The 19,936-nt window shown below is 34.3% G+C and carries 19 protein-coding genes and 1 tRNA gene; 17 read left to right on the forward strand and 3 right to left on the reverse strand.

The annotated features are described in order from the left end of the window. Positions 1-76: 76 nt before the first annotated feature. From BMY18_RS02095 to BMY18_RS02110, 5 genes are all read left to right on the forward strand, one after another. Entirely contained in the window at positions 77-955 is an 879-nt protein-coding gene (locus tag BMY18_RS02095; protein ID WP_092450079.1) for a DegV family protein, read from the forward strand. 184 nt (positions 956-1,139) lie between these two features. Continuing rightward, the gene (locus BMY18_RS02100; RefSeq protein WP_092450081.1) at positions 1,140-1,682 is read left to right on the forward strand and encodes an isochorismatase family protein; all 543 of its coding nucleotides are present in this window, start codon (positions 1,140-1,142) and stop codon (positions 1,680-1,682) included. A 355-nt stretch (positions 1,683-2,037) separates the two neighbouring features. Next, the gene (locus BMY18_RS21480) at positions 2,038-2,160 is read left to right on the forward strand and encodes a hypothetical protein (RefSeq protein ID WP_278280964.1); all 123 of its coding nucleotides are present in this window, start codon (positions 2,038-2,040) and stop codon (positions 2,158-2,160) included. 181 nt (positions 2,161-2,341) lie between these two features. Continuing rightward, positions 2,342-4,153: an oligoendopeptidase F gene (pepF, locus tag BMY18_RS02105; RefSeq protein ID WP_170841255.1), complete on the forward strand. Its 1,812-nt coding sequence runs from the start codon at positions 2,342-2,344 to the stop codon at positions 4,151-4,153. A gap of 166 nt (positions 4,154-4,319) precedes the next feature. Then, positions 4,320-4,391 (forward strand) — tRNA-Gly (locus tag BMY18_RS02110). A gap of 98 nt (positions 4,392-4,489) precedes the next feature. On the opposite strand, the gene BMY18_RS02115 is transcribed toward BMY18_RS02110, so the two are convergent. Then, positions 4,490-5,206: a site-specific integrase gene (locus tag BMY18_RS02115; RefSeq protein WP_170841256.1), complete on the reverse strand. Its 717-nt coding sequence runs from the start codon at positions 5,204-5,206 to the stop codon at positions 4,490-4,492. Between the two features lie 1,015 nt (positions 5,207-6,221). Between BMY18_RS02115 and BMY18_RS02120 the strand changes: the two genes are divergently transcribed. The 10 genes from BMY18_RS02120 (at position 6,222) to BMY18_RS02160 (ending at position 16,106) form a co-directional block, all read left to right on the forward strand. Next, positions 6,222-6,863, forward strand: coding sequence for a hypothetical protein (locus BMY18_RS02120; RefSeq protein WP_092450085.1), 642 nt, complete (start codon positions 6,222-6,224; stop codon positions 6,861-6,863). Positions 6,864-6,935: 72 nt separating this feature from the next. Then, positions 6,936-7,805 carry an XAC2610-related protein gene (locus BMY18_RS02125; protein WP_092450087.1) on the forward strand — a complete coding sequence of 290 codons (870 nt, stop codon included), beginning with the start codon at positions 6,936-6,938 and terminating at the stop codon, positions 7,803-7,805. Between the two features lie 480 nt (positions 7,806-8,285). Then, positions 8,286-8,432, forward strand: coding sequence for a hypothetical protein (locus BMY18_RS20915; RefSeq protein ID WP_170841257.1), 147 nt, complete (start codon positions 8,286-8,288; stop codon positions 8,430-8,432). 534 nt (positions 8,433-8,966) lie between these two features. Next, the gene (locus BMY18_RS02130; protein ID WP_092450089.1) at positions 8,967-9,302 is read left to right on the forward strand and encodes a hypothetical protein; all 336 of its coding nucleotides are present in this window, start codon (positions 8,967-8,969) and stop codon (positions 9,300-9,302) included. Between the two features lie 175 nt (positions 9,303-9,477). Then, positions 9,478-10,098, forward strand: coding sequence for a hypothetical protein (locus tag BMY18_RS02135; RefSeq protein WP_092450091.1), 621 nt, complete (start codon positions 9,478-9,480; stop codon positions 10,096-10,098). A 70-nt stretch (positions 10,099-10,168) separates the two neighbouring features. Then, positions 10,169-10,690 carry a helix-turn-helix domain-containing protein gene (locus BMY18_RS02140; protein WP_170841258.1) on the forward strand — a complete coding sequence of 174 codons (522 nt, stop codon included), beginning with the start codon at positions 10,169-10,171 and terminating at the stop codon, positions 10,688-10,690. 398 nt (positions 10,691-11,088) lie between these two features. Continuing rightward, on the forward strand, positions 11,089-12,981 hold the full coding sequence (locus BMY18_RS02145; RefSeq protein ID WP_092450095.1) for an ABC transporter ATP-binding protein: 1,893 nt from the start codon (positions 11,089-11,091) through the stop codon (positions 12,979-12,981). Further along, positions 12,981-14,642: an ABC transporter ATP-binding protein gene (locus tag BMY18_RS02150; RefSeq protein WP_092450097.1), complete on the forward strand. Its 1,662-nt coding sequence runs from the start codon at positions 12,981-12,983 to the stop codon at positions 14,640-14,642. The genes BMY18_RS02145 and BMY18_RS02150 overlap by 1 nt, the downstream gene beginning before the upstream one ends. A gap of 406 nt (positions 14,643-15,048) precedes the next feature. Further along, a complete protein-coding gene (locus BMY18_RS02155) occupies positions 15,049-15,384 on the forward strand; it encodes a PadR family transcriptional regulator (RefSeq protein WP_092450099.1) in 336 nt (111 codons plus the stop codon). Positions 15,385-15,440: 56 nt separating this feature from the next. Further along, entirely contained in the window at positions 15,441-16,106 is a 666-nt protein-coding gene (locus BMY18_RS02160; protein WP_092450101.1) for a DUF3887 domain-containing protein, read from the forward strand. Between the two features lie 357 nt (positions 16,107-16,463). Here the strand turns inward: BMY18_RS02160 and BMY18_RS02165 are convergent, their stop codons facing one another. After that, positions 16,464-17,189 (reverse strand): ThuA domain-containing protein, encoded by a 726-nt coding sequence (locus BMY18_RS02165; protein ID WP_092450103.1) that lies wholly within the window; start codon positions 17,187-17,189, stop codon positions 16,464-16,466. 269 nt (positions 17,190-17,458) lie between these two features. Between BMY18_RS02165 and BMY18_RS02170 the strand changes: the two genes are divergently transcribed. Both BMY18_RS02170 and BMY18_RS02175 read left to right on the forward strand, forming a co-directional pair. Beyond that, positions 17,459-18,193: an alpha/beta hydrolase gene (locus tag BMY18_RS02170; RefSeq protein WP_170841259.1), complete on the forward strand. Its 735-nt coding sequence runs from the start codon at positions 17,459-17,461 to the stop codon at positions 18,191-18,193. 1 nt (position 18,194) lies between these two features. After that, positions 18,195-18,962: an alpha/beta hydrolase gene (locus BMY18_RS02175; protein WP_092450107.1), complete on the forward strand. Its 768-nt coding sequence runs from the start codon at positions 18,195-18,197 to the stop codon at positions 18,960-18,962. Here BMY18_RS02175 and BMY18_RS02180 read toward each other — a convergent pair. Further along, entirely contained in the window at positions 18,952-19,788 is an 837-nt protein-coding gene (locus BMY18_RS02180) for a C39 family peptidase (protein ID WP_170841260.1), read from the reverse strand. The genes BMY18_RS02175 and BMY18_RS02180 overlap by 11 nt on opposite strands. Positions 19,789-19,936 lie beyond the last annotated feature (148 nt).

Consider the following 19,936-nt stretch of genomic DNA (forward strand, 5'->3'; position numbering starts at 1 on the left):
ATACAAAGATAAGGTACAATAAAAATAGTTGAATTACATTTAAATATGAAATTTTATTTTAGAAAGGTACTTATATATGAACTCAGTAGCAATTTTAACAGATAGTAATAGTGGTATTACACAAGAGCAAGCAAAAAACATAGGAGTCTATGTAATACCAATGCCTTTTTATATTAATGGGGAAATGTTCTTAGAAGGAATTAACCTTTCACAAGAAGAATTCTATAAAAGATTAAGCGAAGATGCAGATATTTCAACATCACAGCCTTCAATTGGAGAACTTACACAGATGTGGGATGAATTATTGAAAGAGCATGATGAAATTATTTTTATTCCAATGTCAAGCGGACTTAGTGGTACTTGTCAGACGGCAACTATGCTAGCGGGTGACTATGATGAAAAAGTCGAAGTGGTTAATAATCAGCGAATATCAGTTACACAAAAACGCTCTGTTTTAGACGCCAAGATGCTTGCCGAAAAAGGCAAGACAGCAGCTCAGATTAAGGAAATACTCGAAAAAGAAAAATCGGAATCAAGTATATACATAACACTAGAAACTTTAAAATATTTAAAAAAAGGTGGAAGAATTACACCTGGAGCGGCGGCGATAGGAACAATTCTTAACATTAAACCAGTTCTTCAAATTCAAGGAGATAAGCTTGATGCTTACGCAAAAGCCAGAGGAAAGTCATCTGCTAAAAAATTAATGCTTAAGGCCATTCAAAACGACTTTGATACCAGATTCAAAGATGCAGTATCGGAAGGTAAAGTATACTTAGAAGCAGCCTATGGTGGAAATCCACAAGAAGCAGCCGATTGGGCAGAAGAACTTAAAAATACATATCCTAATATGCAGTTTAATATAGATCCAATGTCATTAAGCATTGCTTGTCATATTGGAGCTGGTGCACTTGCAGTGGCTTGTTCAAAGGCTATTCCTGAAGAATTAATTTAAAATAAAAATAGAGTAATAGTTAAATTAAGGCCTATCTTGGCACAGCAATGTGGGGGAAGGTCTTTTTTGAAAATATAATTTATAAAAAATTATAATCGTAATTTTAAAAAACCAAAAAAATATCTGATTATAATAGAAAAATGGATATTGTAACTTGCAAAAGCAAGTGCAGAAATGAGGAATAATGAGGATTAAAGCAAATGAGACAATGGCAATTATAATTGATTACCAAGAAAAACTACTTCCAGTTATGAATGAAAAAGAAATATTTGTAGAGAATTCGGCAATACTGATTAATGGATTAAAATCGCTTAAAATTCCAATGATTGTTACGCAGCAGTACACAAAAGGTCTTGGAAATACAATTGACGACATCAGTGAAGCAGTTGGCGAATTTCAAGCATTTGACAAGATAACATTTAGCGGTGTAGGAAATGAAGCGATTATGAAAGCAATCAAGGAAACAAATGCTAAAAATATAATCATTTGCGGCTGCGAAGCGCATATATGCGTATTGCAGACAGTGATTGATCTTTTAGAATTAGGTTTCAACGTAATTGTAGTGGAAGACTGTATTGCATCAAGAAAAGAGCAGGATATGTTTTCAGCATTAGTTAGAGCAGAAAAAGAAGGCGCATTGATCACAACATATGAGGCAATTCTTTTTGAACTTTGTGAAAGAGCTGGAAATGAAACTTTTAAGTATATTTCGAAACTCATAAGGTGAAGATTTTTAGTGGCAAGACACGCTATGGGAGGTGTGAGGAAATGTTGATTTGAGGTTGGATTTTTTTGATGGGGGTGTTGAGTGAATATTAATTTATAATTATACTTTACCTTGCCTTTCCTTCAAGCAGTATATTTTTTGCAAGCCTCAGAGATGATGAAAAATCTCACTTTGTTCGATTTTTCATCTGAGTCTTGTAAAAAATATAAGCACTGCTTTCAGCCGGTCTGCGGGAAAGCATAATTATAAATTAATATTCACGATTCACTTTTAGAAAAAAATCAAAATCAAATCAATATTCATCGAGTACATTTTGACAGGTGCTTTGAGACTAAAATCTAGGGCGGAAAAAAACGTGGCAGAAAATATATATAGTGGAAAAGCTATGGCATTGAAACCTATGGCGGAAAAAGCGAAAGCAGAAAAATATATGGTGGAAAAATTGTACCGGGAAAGTTATGACAACGGAGAAATATAGCAATGAAAACTATGGAAGTGAAAGAAATATAGTGGTGAAGTGAAGAAATATGAATGTGAAAAAATATATTATTGGAAGAAATATAGAAGTGAAGAAATATATTAGTCAAGAAATATAGAAGTGAAGAAATATAGAAGTCAAGAAATATAGATATGAATAAAATATAGGAGGAGTATTTGGTATGGGGATATTGAGTGAAGCGGTTAAGAGGTTGAAAACTAGGCAAGAGATTGAGGCAAAGGATAAATGGAAGATAGAGGATATTTTCGCTAGTGATGAGGCTTGGAAGACGGATTTTTTGAAGTTGGAAAAGATGATTGAGATGCCTTGTGAGTATAAAGGTAAGCTTGGGCAATCGGCTAGTAATCTTTATGAGGCATTGAAAGAATCTGATGGCTGTGATTGGATACTAGAACGGGTTTATGTGTATGCATTTATGAAATATTATGAGGATACTACGAATCCAGTGTACCAGGAATTATCAGGGAAGGCACAGGGGATTGCTGTAAAAGCAGGCGCAAAATATGCATTTATGGTACCAGAGATATTAGAAATACCAGAAGATGTGTTAATGGGATTTTTGAAAGAAGATGTTATGAGCTTATTCGTTCATTACATTGAGGATTTGCTGCTTGAAAAAGAGCATACGTTGTCTGATAAGGAAGAAGAAATTCTGGCAAATGCAAGACAGATCGCAAGTGCGCCGAACGAAATATTTTCAAAGTTCAATAATGCAGATGTACGATTTGGTAATATTAAGGATGAAGATGGCCATGAAGTTGAGCTGACCAATGGTCGTTACAGCACATTTATGGAAAGCAGCAATCGTGAAGTTAGAAAGAATGCATTTACTACTTTGTATAAGGAATATGCAGCCTATATGAACACGTTGGCGGCGACCTACAATGCGAATGTGAAGCAGGCAATATTTTATGCCAATACAAGAAAATATGAATCGACAATTGAAATGAATCTCAGTGGTTCATTTATACCAGTTGAGGTGTATAAGAATCTAATACAGACCGTTCACGATAATATGGGATTGATGCACAAATATGTATCTATTCGTAAAAAAGCACTGGGCGTGGAGAAGCTTCATTTTTATGATGTCTATGCACCAATGGTAAGTGATTATAAGATGAAAGTCACTTATGGGGAAGCTAAGAAAATTGTGAAAAATGGTTTAGCTCCACTCGGCACAAAGTATATTGAGATATTAGAAGAAGGATACAACAGTGGTTGGGTAGATGTAAGGGAGAGTGCTGGTAAACGAAACGGAGCATTTTCTTGGGGAACATTTGGCACACACCCATATGTATTTCTGAACTATTCTGATAGCTTGAATGATGTATTTACACTGGCTCATGAGATGGGTCATGCAATTCACACTTATCATTCAAATGGGAATCAGCCACATGTATATGCCGGGTATCAAATATTTGTAGCAGAGGTGGCGTCAACGTGTAACGAAGCGTTGTTGATTAACTATATGTTAAAAGATTGTACAGAAGTCAAAGAGAAGATGTACCTGATCAATCATTTTCTAGAGCAGTTCAAAGGCACATTATTTCGACAGACGATGTTTGCGGAATATGAGATGACAACACACAAAATGGCTGAAGAAGGACAAATCTTGAATGCTGACTTACTTTGTAAGACATACCGCAAATTAAATGAGCAGTATTTTGGACCTGATATGGAAATGGATGATGAGATCGAATTAGAATGGTCAAGAATACCACATTTTTATACGCCATTTTATGTATATCAGTATGCGACAGGTTTTTCCGCGGCGATTGCAATATCAACAAAAATACTGCAAGGGGATCAAAAAACAATTGATGGCTACTTCCAATTCTTAAGTGGTGGTTCTTCGATGCATCCAATTGAACTGTTGAAACTTTGCGGCGTAGATATGTCAAAGCCAGAGCCAGTGAAGGAAGCACTTAAAGTATTTGAAGGGTTGTTGGATGAGTTTGAGCAATACCCTTAAGTGAAATGAAGATAGTAAAACAAGTACAATAAGTAAATTTTAGATTTAGTAATCTAAATAGAATTATAAATTGTTTGTGGAAATTACAGAATTCTATTGACAAAATTGCTTGCATATAATATATTACTATAGGTGCGAAACAACAGCACATCATTATATGCAACACGCGCGAGTGGCTCAGCGGTAGAGCATCTCCTTGCCAAGGAGAGGGTCGCGGGTCCGATTCCCGTCTCGCGCTTCATATTATTCGCTCAAACCTTAGTATTTACAAGGGTTTGAGCGTTTTTAGTTTTTAAAGAGTTTGATTACCCTTGATTACCTTTTTGGATACTATGTTTATAAAGCATTGGCAATCAAATTGTTTGTTTGGGTTTTGTCTAGTCGATTATAACAATAGCTATTGAAGGTGGTTTGTGCATCTTCATGGCCCGCAATTTTTCGAATCTCATCGATATTAAGTCCACTATCAATTAAGGTGGAGATAAATGTCTTTCGAATTTTGTGCATGCTCTTAATATTGATATTCAACTTTTTGCAATACTTTCTAATAGCATTATCAACGCATCGTTCATGCATTCGTCCTTTTTCATAGAAAAAAATGAATTCGCTATCATAATTGTTTTGGATGTTCGATGTTTTAATGAGTCTGAGAACATTTTTGGCTTTAGGTGTTAAATAGATATCTCGATTGCCTGCGATACTTTTTGGACTATCTTTAATGTCTATAATAAATGCACCTTTTGAGCCATCTGGATTAAGTTTTTGATATCGAATTTCTGTCCTTTGAATAGTAATATATTCATCGTTAATATCGCTCCATTTTAATGAGACGAGTTCACCTAATCGTACTCCTGTTTGGAAAGCAAAAAGTATTGCAAGAGGAATTGTCTTACCTTTATCTTTCATAAAATCTTTCATAATTAGGGTTTCTAATTGTTTCTTTTCCTCAATCATAAAAACCTGCGTAACATTTTGCTTCTTTATATCTTTTCGTAAGATATTGGATGCAAGTTTAAATTTTTCTAATGGACTATTTTCAATATAATTTTTCAAGATAGCATATTCTAAGACTTGCTTAATAATTAGCAACATATTGTTATATGACGTCGATTAGACGATATTTTTCATTATAGCTATATACATTTTCACTCATATCTTTGTTCTCAGCTTTGATAGAATGTTTATCAGTACCTTCAGAAAAGTTCTGATTGATAGCAAAGGTAAGTTGATTTTTAGACTTCTACTCATTTTGTATCCTCTCTTCTAAAAAATGGTTTTCACCTTCTTTATCAATGGTTTTCGCTATATCCCCATTCAATTCCAGACTACGTCTTCCATTGAATGGGGACATGAGACGTAAGGTTTTTGAAGTGTTTTTCAGTAACAGCCAAGCGTTGCATGGCTAAAGTGCACCCCGTCCTACTTCATCAGACCGTCGGGCTTGCAGCTCTGAATAATCAGAGCTAAAAAGTCTTTCCTACTAGTGTAGGTCAGGCTAAAGATACGATTTCTACATCACTTTGGTATTTGGCTTTATTACCTATATAGTGATGTGAAAAAGGGAAGAATAATCTCTTCATTATTCTTTGGTTTTGCATCTGCGATTCATTGGGCTTATAAACTAATAATTAGTGTACAGATGGGGGTTACGGTTGATTCATCCATCAGAACATCTTCTGTGGGTGTCAACAGAATGATTTTGCTTTCTTTATTAAAAGTTTTTATTAATTACTCCTTCTTTATCATATATTTAATTATCTATACAATATATTAAAAAAGAAATACGGAAGTCAAATAATAAAAAAATGAATCTCAATTCTTTTGGGTTACATTTAGGTGGATAATCAAAGAGGAATATGGTAAGATTTAGTAGATAAACTTGGTTACAGGGGTAGCGAATTTAAAATTGCTAATTCTGATCAAGAAGAAAAAATTAAAGAGAATTTAGTTGAGATTTGTGATATAGCTAAACTAAATATATGCTCTATCCTTAATATAATTAAGTATTACGAAAATGCCGATCTAAAAACTGCTCAAACCACTATATAAATAAGAAAGTAGGGAATCTGTGAATAAAGAAAATATTAAGGCTACGAATAAGGAAAGTATTAAAGCGTTTTTGGAATATAATAAAAGAGCAATTGATGAAAAATGGGTTTTTAATGCTATGTTTACAAATATTATTCTTTTTTATGTTGGTTGTTTTTTTAGTGAATATAAAATCATAAATATTATAACGTGTTCTATAATTAATATAGGAATGGTATATATTTATTTTCAAAAAAAAATCAAGCATGATTATTATAACATACTACTAGTTTATGGGATTTATTTATGGGAGCTATCAATTAGTTGTAATTATTTGGCATTTCATTTACTTATTATAAAATTTAAATATCCATTAATTATATTTTTGTTTTTACTTGTAGGTAGTATTGTTATAATTATATATACATACTTTAGTATAAAATATAATATTAAAAAAGGTAAATATATTAATAAAAATGATGTTAATAGTAATATAATTGCCTTAATGGTATGTTTTGGAGTTGGTCTATCAAATATTCTATATTCATCTCATAAGGAAACGTCATTAAATAGTCTTTTGTTTATGTTAGGAGTATGCATATGTATATTTGGTTTGTTTTGTGCTAGCTTTATACAAATTTTTATACATTATTACTATTATAATATTTATGAATCTCTGTAAAAAACTTATACATTTACTAATGCAAAGTATATATTATTTATATTTTATACAGTGGGAAAGGAAGGGTGTTTTGTGAAAAAGGCTAATGTATTAATCATATTGTTTGTAATATCTCTATTTCTCTTTTCTTGTACAAAAAATTCAAAAAATAGTCAAAGCAATGAAAGTTTGACAACAAAATCAGAAACAGAAGACACATCTAATCAAATAGTAAAATATACAAGGTCATTTACTGGAAAAGTTTTTGATGATACTCCTGAATTTAAATTCATAATAAATGGATATAGTGATAATGATTATGCTTGTCATGCCAATAAAATAGAAATTTTTGATGCAATTAATAATCAAAAACTTCAAGAAATGAATTTTGATGATACTGACATATTTCTAAGTTATAATAATACTTTGGGTTTCAGATTAACCGATCTTAACTTTGATGGATATAAAGATATCATGTTTTTATATGCAAGCGTTAGTGCAAGAGCAAACCATTTATATTATTGCTGGCTTTGGGATAAAGACTCTCAAAGATTTGTTGAAAATAAATCTTTCTCTGACATTTTTAATCCTGCTATTGATAGAAAAAACAAGCAACTATTATCAATAGTTGCAAATAATGCACGTTCGCATACTTGGGGAATGTACATATTTGCTGATGGAAAGTTTCTGTTATCAAATGAGTTAACAGAAGAATTACTTTATGATGAAATAAATACTAATAAGCCAAAGTGGCATTATACCGAAAGTAAACTTGAAAATGGTACAATGAATGTTATAGAAGATTTTACAATTATTGATAATTCAAATATTCAAGCAGAACAATATCATGATGAAAATTCATTTTGGGGATTAGGCAGCAAGAAATGGTATATGAGTGATTATGGATCAGGGTTAAATGATAAAAAAACATCAAATGATTTGGGATTTAAATTTGACGAGTAGCAACATAATTCATGCATACCTAATAAGCATAAACTTCAGCAAAAATTTTATACAATCTTTATAAAAAGCGAAGAAAAACAACTTCCCATTAGGTTTATAATAGAAAAGATAAAAGTAAGTAAATAAACATATAAAACAATAATTTGTAAAATTTGATTACCTTTTTGATTACCATTTAAAGATGATGTATTGAAAGCTCCTTTCTATCAATGTTTTTTACTACATAGAGGGGTCCGATTCCCGTCTCGCGCTTCATATTTTAGTAAGGAAATCTAGATAATAACTGGGTTTCCTTTTTTCTTGCTGTCAGCCAAGTTGTAGACAACTTGAATTCTATTCTTATACAAGCTAAAATTTTAAGTTGAAATATGGAATTATATGGAATATAATATATTTATAGATTTAATTAAATATGAAATAGGGGGAAAAATAATCCGAAAATCTTAATGAATAAGATGATCGAATTATTATGTGGTGAAAATGTATAATAAAAAAAATATAATCATGATTGTAGGAATCATAATTATAATTATAGCAATAATATATTTAGCTGGGTTTTGCAGCGGAATAGCTAGTCGTGAGTCACAGAATCAGTCTCAAGTATCTACAGAGTCAGCAATAAAGTAAGTATCACCTGCACCTATAATATTAGGTACACCAGTAAGTGGTGGAAATGGCTACTCTGGTATATCAGTAACGAGACCAGATTGGTTAACTTACAGTCATGATGGAGCTGATACAAGCTATCGAGTTTACCTAGCTCCATCTTAAATCAAGACTTGATATAAGATAATGCTTGAATCAAACCATAAATGATTATTTGGTTTATTGGATATATAAAATAAAGAGTATCAATCCCCAATTGCAAGCAATTGCCTGCGGTAAAGGGTTGATGCTCTTTTTGATTCTAATTTATGTTGTAGACAAACTTTAAATTGTTTGTTAGGGTTTTGTCTGGTCGATTATAACAATAGCTATTGAAGGTGATTTGTGCATCTTCATGGCCGGCACCCCGTCTTACCTCATCAGACCGTCGGCTTACAGCTACTTGATTTAGGGTACTTTTAGATGGATAATTAAATAGGATTATGGTAAAATTTAGTAGATAAACCTGGTTGCCGGGGTGACAAGTTTAAATTTGAATTTCTAGGAGGAAAAAGAATGTTGGGATTTTTTGTACTGCTAATGATAATACTGCTAATAATAATGCTTTCAGTAGTTATATATTGCAAAAAGAAATTGAAGATTGTTTTATCAGCAATAATAATCTTAATAACTTTATATGGGGTAATGTTAACTATTGATATGGTCAGAGTTTATTCTTTAAGAAAACCAATATTTGTATTGGAAACAAATAAAAGAAGTGGAGTTAAAGCGAACGAAGTTCCATTTCAAGGATTAGGATATAAAGTAAATATAGAGTATTTAGAAGATGGTAATATCGCATCGATAACTATGTATATGTTTAATAGAGTAATAGCATGTGTTACAACCTAAAAAATAATTGTTTGTTCAATTTGAATTTGCAGGAGAGTAGATAGTTCACTTTTGTATATGATTGCGAAGTGAAGAGTAATTATATTTGAGGGAGGAGCCACAATATGTAATTACCTTCTTTTTTATAACATATAAATTACAATATTCATTTAATAAATTAGGAAGGTATAGAACTATGAAAATAAGGAACAATCTATTGTTCGCAATTATCATGACCCTGCTATTTGTCCTACTAACATCATGCGGAAGTGCTAAAAAAACTAGCAATAAAATTGGAATTCCTTCTATAATGCAGCCTAATACAATAATTATTTACGATAACAATTTGGGTCCAATTTACGTTCAAGGCGGACAGCTTTCAGATGAGCAAAAGAGTAAAATTTCACCAGACCTTTTATGGGACACATCAGAACAAGGTATATATGCTAAGCCTGGAATAAAGGTAGATTATGACCAGCATGGAGAGATACAAAATATATATTATCCCACACCGAATTCACCTGGGACATATCAACTGCCTGACCCAAATCAAAGTCAGTTTCCTACATATGCACCAAGTCCTATTCTAGTTCCTATGATAATGCAACCGAACACGATTATTGTGTATGATAGTGCAACTAACTACATCATTGTGCAAGGTGGTAATCCATCTGCATCTGACATATCAGCTGCTACCGCACACATCAATAATAAGAATTTAGTAAATCTAATAACAAAAACGATGTATGCAAAGCCAGGTCTTAAAATTACATACGACCAGTACGGAGTACTCAATAATATAACTAATACTAATTGAATTTTCCATTATATTTATTTTGATTACCTTTTTGTTTACCATTTAAAGATAATGTGCTATTTACCCACTGTTGATACAATTAATCTATGAATTGGATAATCGGCCGTTAGGTTACAATATTCAGGTTGAATCCTTAATCAGACAAATACTTGTATGCTTGGTAAGAAATTATTCAAAGGGAAAACAATATTCAAAGCGAAACCAATATTTAAACGGAATACAAGATGCCGAAAAATTAAATTCATCGAATATTAATGACAAGAGATGCATTATTACTGATAGATATTTCTTATATGAATACGCGGATATTACTTTAAATAATCTGGCATCTAGATTAGGATTAGGCATAAGACAAACGCAAAGATTCCTATTGAAACATTATGGGAAATCATTCATCAAAATGAAATTTGAGGCAAAGATGAACGCTGCAACCTGTTTGCTCATGCATGGTGATTATATAATATCGCAAATAGCAGATAAATTAGGTTATTCTAGTATTGAACAATTTTCTAAGGTATTTAAAAAGCATTTTGGAATATCACCGAGTGATTATCTAAAACAGAACAGGAGTGATTCTCTTGTCTTTTCATAATTGCAATGATATACTTTTGCTATAGTAATTCATATTTTAAATTGAGGATTGTGTAATGGGAAATCATTCATTTACACTGAATCAGGATATATACGATTAGCGTAGGGAAGATAATCGGACATAATGTGTTAGAAAAGAAGGGGCTAGTAAAGGAAATACTAGCATAGCAATCAATTAGAAAATTTAAATGGTATAAAATAAACAATCGACCCCGCCAAGCCTAGGTGATACTTTTATCGCATGCGTAACACGGCGGGCCTTTTGCGTTTATAAATAGAAAATGGAAAAAGCATTTTTGTTGTTGACAATTCGCATACGAAAAAGTAATCTATTAGAAATATAGAATTTGGAAAATATTTCAAATTACACAAAAGATAAAGAACGAGGGGAAAAACGGGATGAAAAAGAATCATGTATTTAGAAGGATTGCATTGCGTAATTCACCCTATCTAATAGTCGAATTAATCGCAGTCTATGTGCTGACCTCGGTTATTGTGAAGGGCAGCAGTTTGATAGCCAAGGCGATTGATACACTGCTGTCGGGAGAAGCGACGGACATTATCAATACACATTTTATGAGTCAGCTCTTCCTATTTGTTGGAATAGGATTTACGGCCTCTTTGGTTTCTAGTTTGTGTGCGTCTCAATTCAGTGTGAATATTAAGACACAGTTTCGTAAGGAAGCTGGGAGAAAATTGGTGCAACTGGAGTTTAAGTACTATGACCAGAATTCTACAGGCAGTATTTTGAACAAGCTGATATCCGATATTGGTGAAGCAGGAAAGTTCTTTTCAGAAACATTTCCTGACATTTGTAGAATATTAATTGAGGCAATTACTATTATTATTTCAATTGGGAAGATGGATTTTGTATTGGTACTATTTTTGGCGGTGGGATATCCATTAGTGCTTGTGGTATCTAATTATTCATCAAAGCGAATGGCAAATCTAGCGAGGAATAGATGGAAGAAAATCGACGTGCTAAACGCTGCGGCTTATGACAATATTCAAGGCATCGTGGTGGGCAGAAGCTTTAATCTGATGAATGTGATGAAGAAGAAAATCTATGATGCCAACGATGGGCTCCTAGAATTTGAATTTAAGCGTAACAGAATGTCATCAGTGGCTTGGCTTTTACAGAGTATAATTAACTGGCTACCAAACATTATTTTGGCAACACTTGCACTTATGAGGGTGCTAAGCGGTACCATTACCGTGGGTGAGATGACTTATTTTGTTTTGATGCTTGATAGAATTATTCATCCTTTGAGCGAGCTTCCGGGACTTTTTAATACAGCGCGCGAAAATGGTGTATCCATCCAGCGTCTAGAAGAGATTATGAATCAGGAAAACGAACCTAGCGGGACTTATGTTGGAAATGGATCTGGGAATGGATCTAAGAATGGATATGGAAATGGAAATGGATCTGTAAATGGATCTGGAAATGGATTCGAGAATGGATTTGGAAATGAATCTGGGAATGAATCTAAGAATGAATCTGGAAATGGATGTGAGAAATCATGCGTTAATTCAGGCGAAACCGTTATTGAATTTGTAAATGTGGATTTCTCGTACAATGATGATAACCCAGTTCTAAAAAATGTCAGCTTCAAGATTAAAGCTGGTGAAAATATAGCATTTGTGGGCAGCTCAGGAGAAGGGAAGTCAACAATTTTTAAATTGCTTTGTGGATTTTATCAAAAGCAACTAGGAAGTTACATACTTTGTGGTAGAAATTTTGAAGATTGGAATTTAGATGCGGCAAGGAACCTTTATTCGTTGGTATCGCAAAGCGTATTTTTATTTCCAGGAACGATAGCCGAAAATGTGGTGTATGGTCGAAAGGGAGCCACACTAGAAGAAATTCAGGAAGCATGTCAAATGGCAAATATTCATGAATTTATACTTAGTTTGCCACAACAATATGATACGTTGGCTGGGGAGCGAGGAGCTAGGCTCTCTGGAGGTGAAAGGCAAAGAATTTCCATTGCCAGGGCATTTCTTAAAAATGCGCCAATTCTTCTCATGGATGAACCAACCTCGGCTATTGATGTTGGAACGGAGGACCTGATAAAGGAGGCCATTGACCGTATTTCTAAGGGAAGAACGGTTATTACCATAGCACATAGATTGTCTACCATTGAAAATGCAGATACCATTATGGTACTTTCAAAAGGGGAGATTGTGGAGAGTGGAACCAATGAGGAGCTGTTAGCAACCAATGGCGTATATTACAACCTTTACGAGGCGCAGAGTAAGACACAAGATATTGGAAAAGAGGGTGAAATATAATGAAATTATCGAAAACACTGATTCGATTGATTAAGACGATGATGGGAAAACGTGCCTTCTTCTATTTTGGATTTATTCTCTCTATGGCTATATTTGGAGGACTATTTCAAATTATCAGTTCATTTCTAATTCGTGATTTATTCACTATGGCTGAAAATAAATCATCAGAGGGGTTGGCATTTCTTCTAGTAACAAATTTGCTGGAGGGCGCTATTGTCATGGTGATTCAGGTTTTTTCAACAGTTATTTATAACCACGAGGCTAAGCGAGCAGTTGCAAAAATCATTGAATTAGTTTATATGAAATCTGTTAAGCTTCCGATGCAATATTATGAAACGCATCATACTGGAGATTTTATGTCAAAATTAATGTATGATGCAAATAGAACTGGAGATGTATTTGGATCCAGACTTCGACGTGTTATTACACCAGTTTTAATGGTTGTTGTGTACTTGATTCCAATGTTTTATCTTTGCCCTCAGTTGACAGCAGGATTGCTTGCCGTTAACTTTATTTCCTTGGTGGTGAATACATTTATGGTAAAGCCTATGAAGAGAGTAAGCGCAAAAATGTCCCAAATGAATAAAGGGATGACTCAGAATCTGACCAATATTTTGCAAGGCATTGAGATGATTAAAATATTTGCAGTAAAGGATATAATTTTGCAGCAATATAATGATTCCAATCAGCAATGTGCTCAGACCGAAAAGAAACAGAATTGGTATTCAGCATTACTAACAGCTTTAAACAATGCATTTAATTTGCTTTGTTCGCTAGTGTTTTTGGGACTTGGGGTTTATTACATTGGAGAGGGAGTAGTCGATCTTGGTTCATTGACGGCCTTGTATATGTTGTATGGAATCTTTAGCTGGCATTTTTTGCAGATTGGAAGATATGTGCCGGAACTAGTCAATTGCCTGGTAAATACCGAGCGAGTTTTTGAATTCCTGGATGTGGAAGAGGAACCGAACACTTATGTAGAACATGGAAAGGAACAAAGTGTGAATGAACGGACAGATCAACGTGCTTATGTTTCAATGGAGCATATAACATTCGGATATCCTACGAGTGATAAGAAGGTTTTGAGTGATTTTAGTTTGTCTGTTGAAAAAGGAATGTCAGTAGCAATTACGGGACATTCCGGACGTGGTAAGAGTACCCTTGCCAAGCTATTGCTAGGATTTTATCCCACAGAAATGGGGAAAATCTATATTGATGGGATATCATTAGAGAAAATGGGATTACATAAACTTCGGGAGTTGATTGCTTACGTGCCGCAGGATCCGTATTTATACAATGTTAGCATCGCCGAAAACATTTCTTATGGTAGGGCGGGAACTACCATGGAAGAGATTGTGAATGCAGCAAAGGTGGCAAATGCGCATGACTTCATTTTGAAGCAGTCACAAGGATATGATACCCTGACAGGCGAGCGTGGTGCAAATCTTTCTGGTGGTGAGAAGCAACGAATTGCCATTGCTAGAGCGATTCTTAAAAATGCACCAATTCTTTTACTCGATGAGGCAACTTCAGCACTTGATAATGAGTCAGAATATTTGGTTCAAGAGGCGATTCAGTCATTGATGAAGGACCGAACAACGATTATGATCGCCCATCGCCCAAGCACGATTGCAACTGCGGATATGCAGGTGGCAATGTAGATGGTAATGTAGATGTAAATGTAGCTGAATGAAGACGACAAAAGTGATTATACATGGCAGAGACGAGGATTCATCCTTTCGGATGGGTCCTTTTTCGTTCATCATATAAGCATGGAGAATAGCAAAAAAGTGACGGAATTTGAGAAGATTTATTAAGCTATTTGCTCAAAGATTTATCCAGTATTCTATTGGTGATGATACCTATCTTTTGTATGTTGTTAATTATAGTTAAATTAATTCATGGTAAAAAGGTAATGAAATAGAATAAATGGATATGGACTATAATAAAAGGCAATAAAAGATAATTGCGAGTATTGACATGCTAAATGCATTGCAATATAATGTACTTAGCAATACAAAGTAATTTAAAGAAGCATAAGCAATACAAAGTAATAGAGGTGAACAATTGAATAAAAATTATGAGCGACAACTAAAAAAAGGTGTTTTTGAGATCCTGGTTCTACAATTACTAATCAAAGAAGAAAAGTACGGATATCAATTAATTAATGAATTAAAAGATAAAAGTGATGGTGTGTTTACGCTGAAGGAAGGCACCTTATACCCTATTTTATATCGATTGGAAGATGATGGACTGGTCGTTAGTAGATGGAGTATACCCTCAGGCAAGGAAGTATCTAGAAAATACTATGCAATTACAGATGAGGGAAGAGCAACATTAGAAGCGTTAAAAATCTTATGGAATGGATTTTCTGATAAAGTAATAGAAATCTTGCATGAATAATAGATACTCATAATGATAATTTTGTAGACCGACGATTGCGGTAGAATGGGGGATATATGCGTCAGGGACAATATATAAAAGAAATTTCAAGATATCTTAAGTGTACCAAAGCAAAAAAGAAGGCCATATGTCAGGATTTACAGGCAGATATCACAAGTGCCCTTGAAAATGGAGAAGCATGGGAAGAAATCCAAGCGCGAATGGGATTGCCTAAGGAACTTGCGAATGAATTTAACGAAAACCTGCTTGAATTTGGGAAACCAAGTAAGAAAAAAGTGATTATCCTTTTTATAGTAGCAGTAGTAGTTCTATTGGGAATTTTTAGTACAATCGTTATCTTTCGAGAGATAGCAATCTCTAAAAATATATTTAGCAAAAGTGGAGAAACAAGTTTTGTTAATATGGCAGAGAAAATCGTAACGCTTCTCAATGAGGAGGATGATACGATAATTAAAAATGAATATATAAAAAATAACTTAGAAAGCACTTTGCCGTTGGAAACGATAACGAATGTGAAAAAAGCGCTAACGGCACAAAATTTAGGAAAATTTCAAAAAATCATATCTTCCAATGTTTATCAAGAAGATAATGAAGATGATAGTTATGGAATCGTAGAAATTACAGCATTATACGAAAATAGAAGCGTGATTTATACATTAAGTTTTAATAAGAACTTGAAATTATGGGGAATTATGTATGATATCGGAGATGGTCACAAGTAAATAAAGTAGTTACATGATAAAACCTATTTAGGTGTTGAGTGAAAAAGAATTTATAATTATGTATTTGCCTTGCCTTTCCTTCGAACAGCATAAGGCGCTGTTCTCAGCCGGTCAGCGGCGAAATGCATAATTATAAATTCTTTTTCACATTTACATATTAATAAATAAGGTTTGACACTAAATCTAAGCGGGAATAAAACCAAAACCAAGACCAAGGATAAAACCAAGGACAAGACCAAGGACAAGACCAAGGACAAGACCAAGGACAAGACCAAGGACAAGACCAAGGACAAGACCAAGGACAAGACCATGGACAAGACCAAGACTAAAACCTAGTTTGCAACTAAGCTAAGGGAATCAAAGATTCGCTTGTAGGCTTGGGTCTTGGTGGAAGTCGGTGGGGAGATTGGGGAGGTGAAATGTGCGGGTGGCCCAGGTGCAAGAATTACGAATCAATTGTTGAATTAAGGGGTTATGGTAGGAAGGATTTGTTTCGTGGCCGGGTTGCAAGAAGACTACTTTGCCATAACCACGGTTCCAAGTCATGACGCTTCGGCAGACCTCGCCGCTATCAAACCAACCAAGATATAGGATGTCATCAGGCTTTGGTACATCAATAAATTCTCCGTAGCTTTCTTCCTTTTCTAATTCGATATGAAGAGGGAGGCCTGCGGCAATCGGATGCTGCGGATTGCAGCAGGTCATGCGTTCGAAATCATCATGTCGGTAATGGATGGAACAGGTTGTACCCATAAGCGATTTAAAGGCCTTACAACCAATGGCAGAGTGTAAGACGACGAAACCCATTCCACGAAGAACATGGGATTGGATTCGCTGAGCCAATTCATCTAAAAACTGTTTGTTACCACCATGAGACCAATATAGTAACACATCAGTCATTTCTAATATCTCATCCGTCAATTTCTCCTCAATGTCATACATTGAGAGAATATCAAGTAGCTCATAATCGGGCAGTTCGCGTATAATATCAGCTAATATTGCACCAATCCCGTCTGGATAAACCTGAAGAACTTCAGGCTTTATTTTTTCATCTCGTCCTTCGTTATATATAAGAATGCGCATCTGTTATGCCTCCATGTGCTGAGTTTAGCACCTATTAATTTTTTTAAATACAAACCATAAGAAAAACTGTAATACAAACTATAAGAAAATCTGTAAACATAAATGTAAAATTAATATCGGATTATATAAATAAATTATAAGTAATATGCATTTATATAGCAAGAAAAAGATATAAAATCAGTTATTCCCAATATTTAAAAACCATTTAATCCATGCTATACTGTTCGGAAAGGGCAGAATCATATAAACCTATCAAAGGAGCAGAAAAAATGGCATGGCTTAGCGCAGATTTTGATTCAAAGGTATTACACATGCCGGTATCGGTTGATATACTGATGCCACAAGGACATGGAAATTATAAAACGATTTATCTTTTACACGGTGCAGGCGGTGATAAAACCACATGGCTATTAAAGACAAGAATTGCGGATTATGTTGAAGGTAAAAATGTGGCAGTTATTATGCCATCCGGAAACAATAGCTTTTATGTAAACCAAAACCAAGGAAAAAACTATATGGATTATATCAGTCAGGAATTACCAGAACTTTGCGAACGTTGGTTTTCATTGTCAGCATGCAAGCAGGATCGCATGATTGCAGGGATGTCTATGGGCGGCTATGGAGCATTTGTGAATTCACTGAACCATCCAGAATTGTTTGGCTACGTGGCTTCCTTTAGCGGCACACTTGACGTCCTACAGCGATATGACCACCCACAGGGTATTGATATGCAACGTGTATTTGGAGAACGAGAAGAATTAGTGAAAAGCAAGAATGATTTATTTTATATGTCAGAACAATCCACAAATGATATAAAATATCTGATTATGTGCGGCGAACAGGACAATCGCTGTGAAATGAATGAAGAGATGTATGCTCATATGAAAAAACTCGGATATTCTGTCAGAATGGAAAAGACAGAGGGCAAACATGATTTTGATTACTGGGATCAATGCATAAAAAGAGCTATAGAATGGTTTGTGCAGGAAAGGGAGGTTAAGTGACATGGCAGTTATTCGAACAAATATATTTTCTATAAATTTAAAATATAATATGGAATGTTATGTAATTCTTCCAGACGAGATTCCCAAAGAGAAGAAACTAAAGACGCTATGGCTCTATCATGGCGGTAGCGGTGACCATACCGGATGGTTATATCATACTAAAATTGTGGAATATGTAAATGAAAGAGGATTTGCGGCAATTCTGCCCAATGTCCATGAATCATGTTTTGTGGATATGAATATCGGTGGAAAATATGGAAGTTATGTAGGCGACGAATTGCCAAAGACTATGTGGAATATGTTTCCGATTCTCTCCTCTAAAAGAGAAGACAACTATATTTGCGGATTATCAAACGGTGGATACGGTTGCCTTCATACTGCATTGAAATATCCTGAAAAATTCGGCTCTGTTGGTGCATTTTCAGCAGGCGATAAAGCAGATGCCGATTTTGCGAATGATAATTCGGAGAAATCAAAAACCAGAATTCGCTTGTTTGGCGACACCGATTTAAATCAAAATGAATATGGTGTCAAATATCAGGCACATATGCTAGCACTTCAAGACATAGAACGACCAAGGATATATCACGCTTGTGGCAGTGAAGATCCTTGGCTTGATATGAATCTTATGGTAAAAAAATGCTTTGAAGAGATGCCTGATAAATATGACTATACCTATGACCAAATAGAAGGACTAGGACATGTGTGGCCGTTTTGGGAGGAAGAACTTGTCCGCTATTTGAATTATTTGGGATTGCCTATTTTATAACTACGGCCCTTTTACCCAATTCATTATATCTTGAATTAAACTGGGAATAAGTCCTCTCTACGACACCAGCGAGTGGGTCGGCTACGGTTACAGTCTGAGGTGAATTTAAATCGTATCCAATGAGTACAACACAATGCTCATTTTCAGGCCATTTAAAAATTGTGCCATTATCCATTTCAATATTATCAAATATCGTACGTTCATCTAATCTAGTGGTAACCCAAACAATAACGGGGTTGCCATTTCGAATTTCTGCCAAAAGCTGGCTTAGCGTAGAACCACTGATGTTATAGGCCTTTTTAGAAGATTTGATACTGGTGAGGTATTTGTTACCAGCATTCGTAATGGCAGGCGCAAAACAGCCCCAACCACTTTCTGACCATGGGGAACCAATAAAATAAGAATTAAAGGAACCACTTAAATCATCAATCATCTTGAGATCATTTTCGGCAAGATATTCCTTATCAACTTCGTACCCTAGATAATTAAGGACTTCTGCTAGCGAAGTAATCTCACATCCAGTAGGTAGTTCTGGAAGCTGACTGATATATTCTACTGGCAATTGCTTGGATTTAACATTTGCAGCTGCAGATGTTGCTGCGATAGAAGGCGCTACATTTTCTGCATCCGTAGATAACTGAAGGTCTTTAATATTGTCTGGTTCAATATATAATTCATCATCTAGGACTTTATTGGAATCTGCTTCCAAACTTGCTCTTTTAGAATCTGACCATGGTTTATAAAAATGAATGTATGCAAAATAGGTACCGCTGGCAATTACCAGTAGACTTAAAAATATAATAAATTTCTTAAGTATTTTATTCAATATATTCCTCCTTAAAACATATACAAATTATATAAGAAATACCAATTAATTGCAATAAATAAAAGAGTGAACCTAATTAGTATTGGACAATGAAGGGAATCAAAATTTAAGGCAAAATAAAAATCTAAATAGAAATTAAAATAGAAAT

This window comes from [Clostridium] fimetarium (assembly GCF_900111235.1).
GTDB lineage: Bacteria > Bacillota > Clostridia > Lachnospirales > Lachnospiraceae > Clostridium_N > Clostridium_N fimetarium.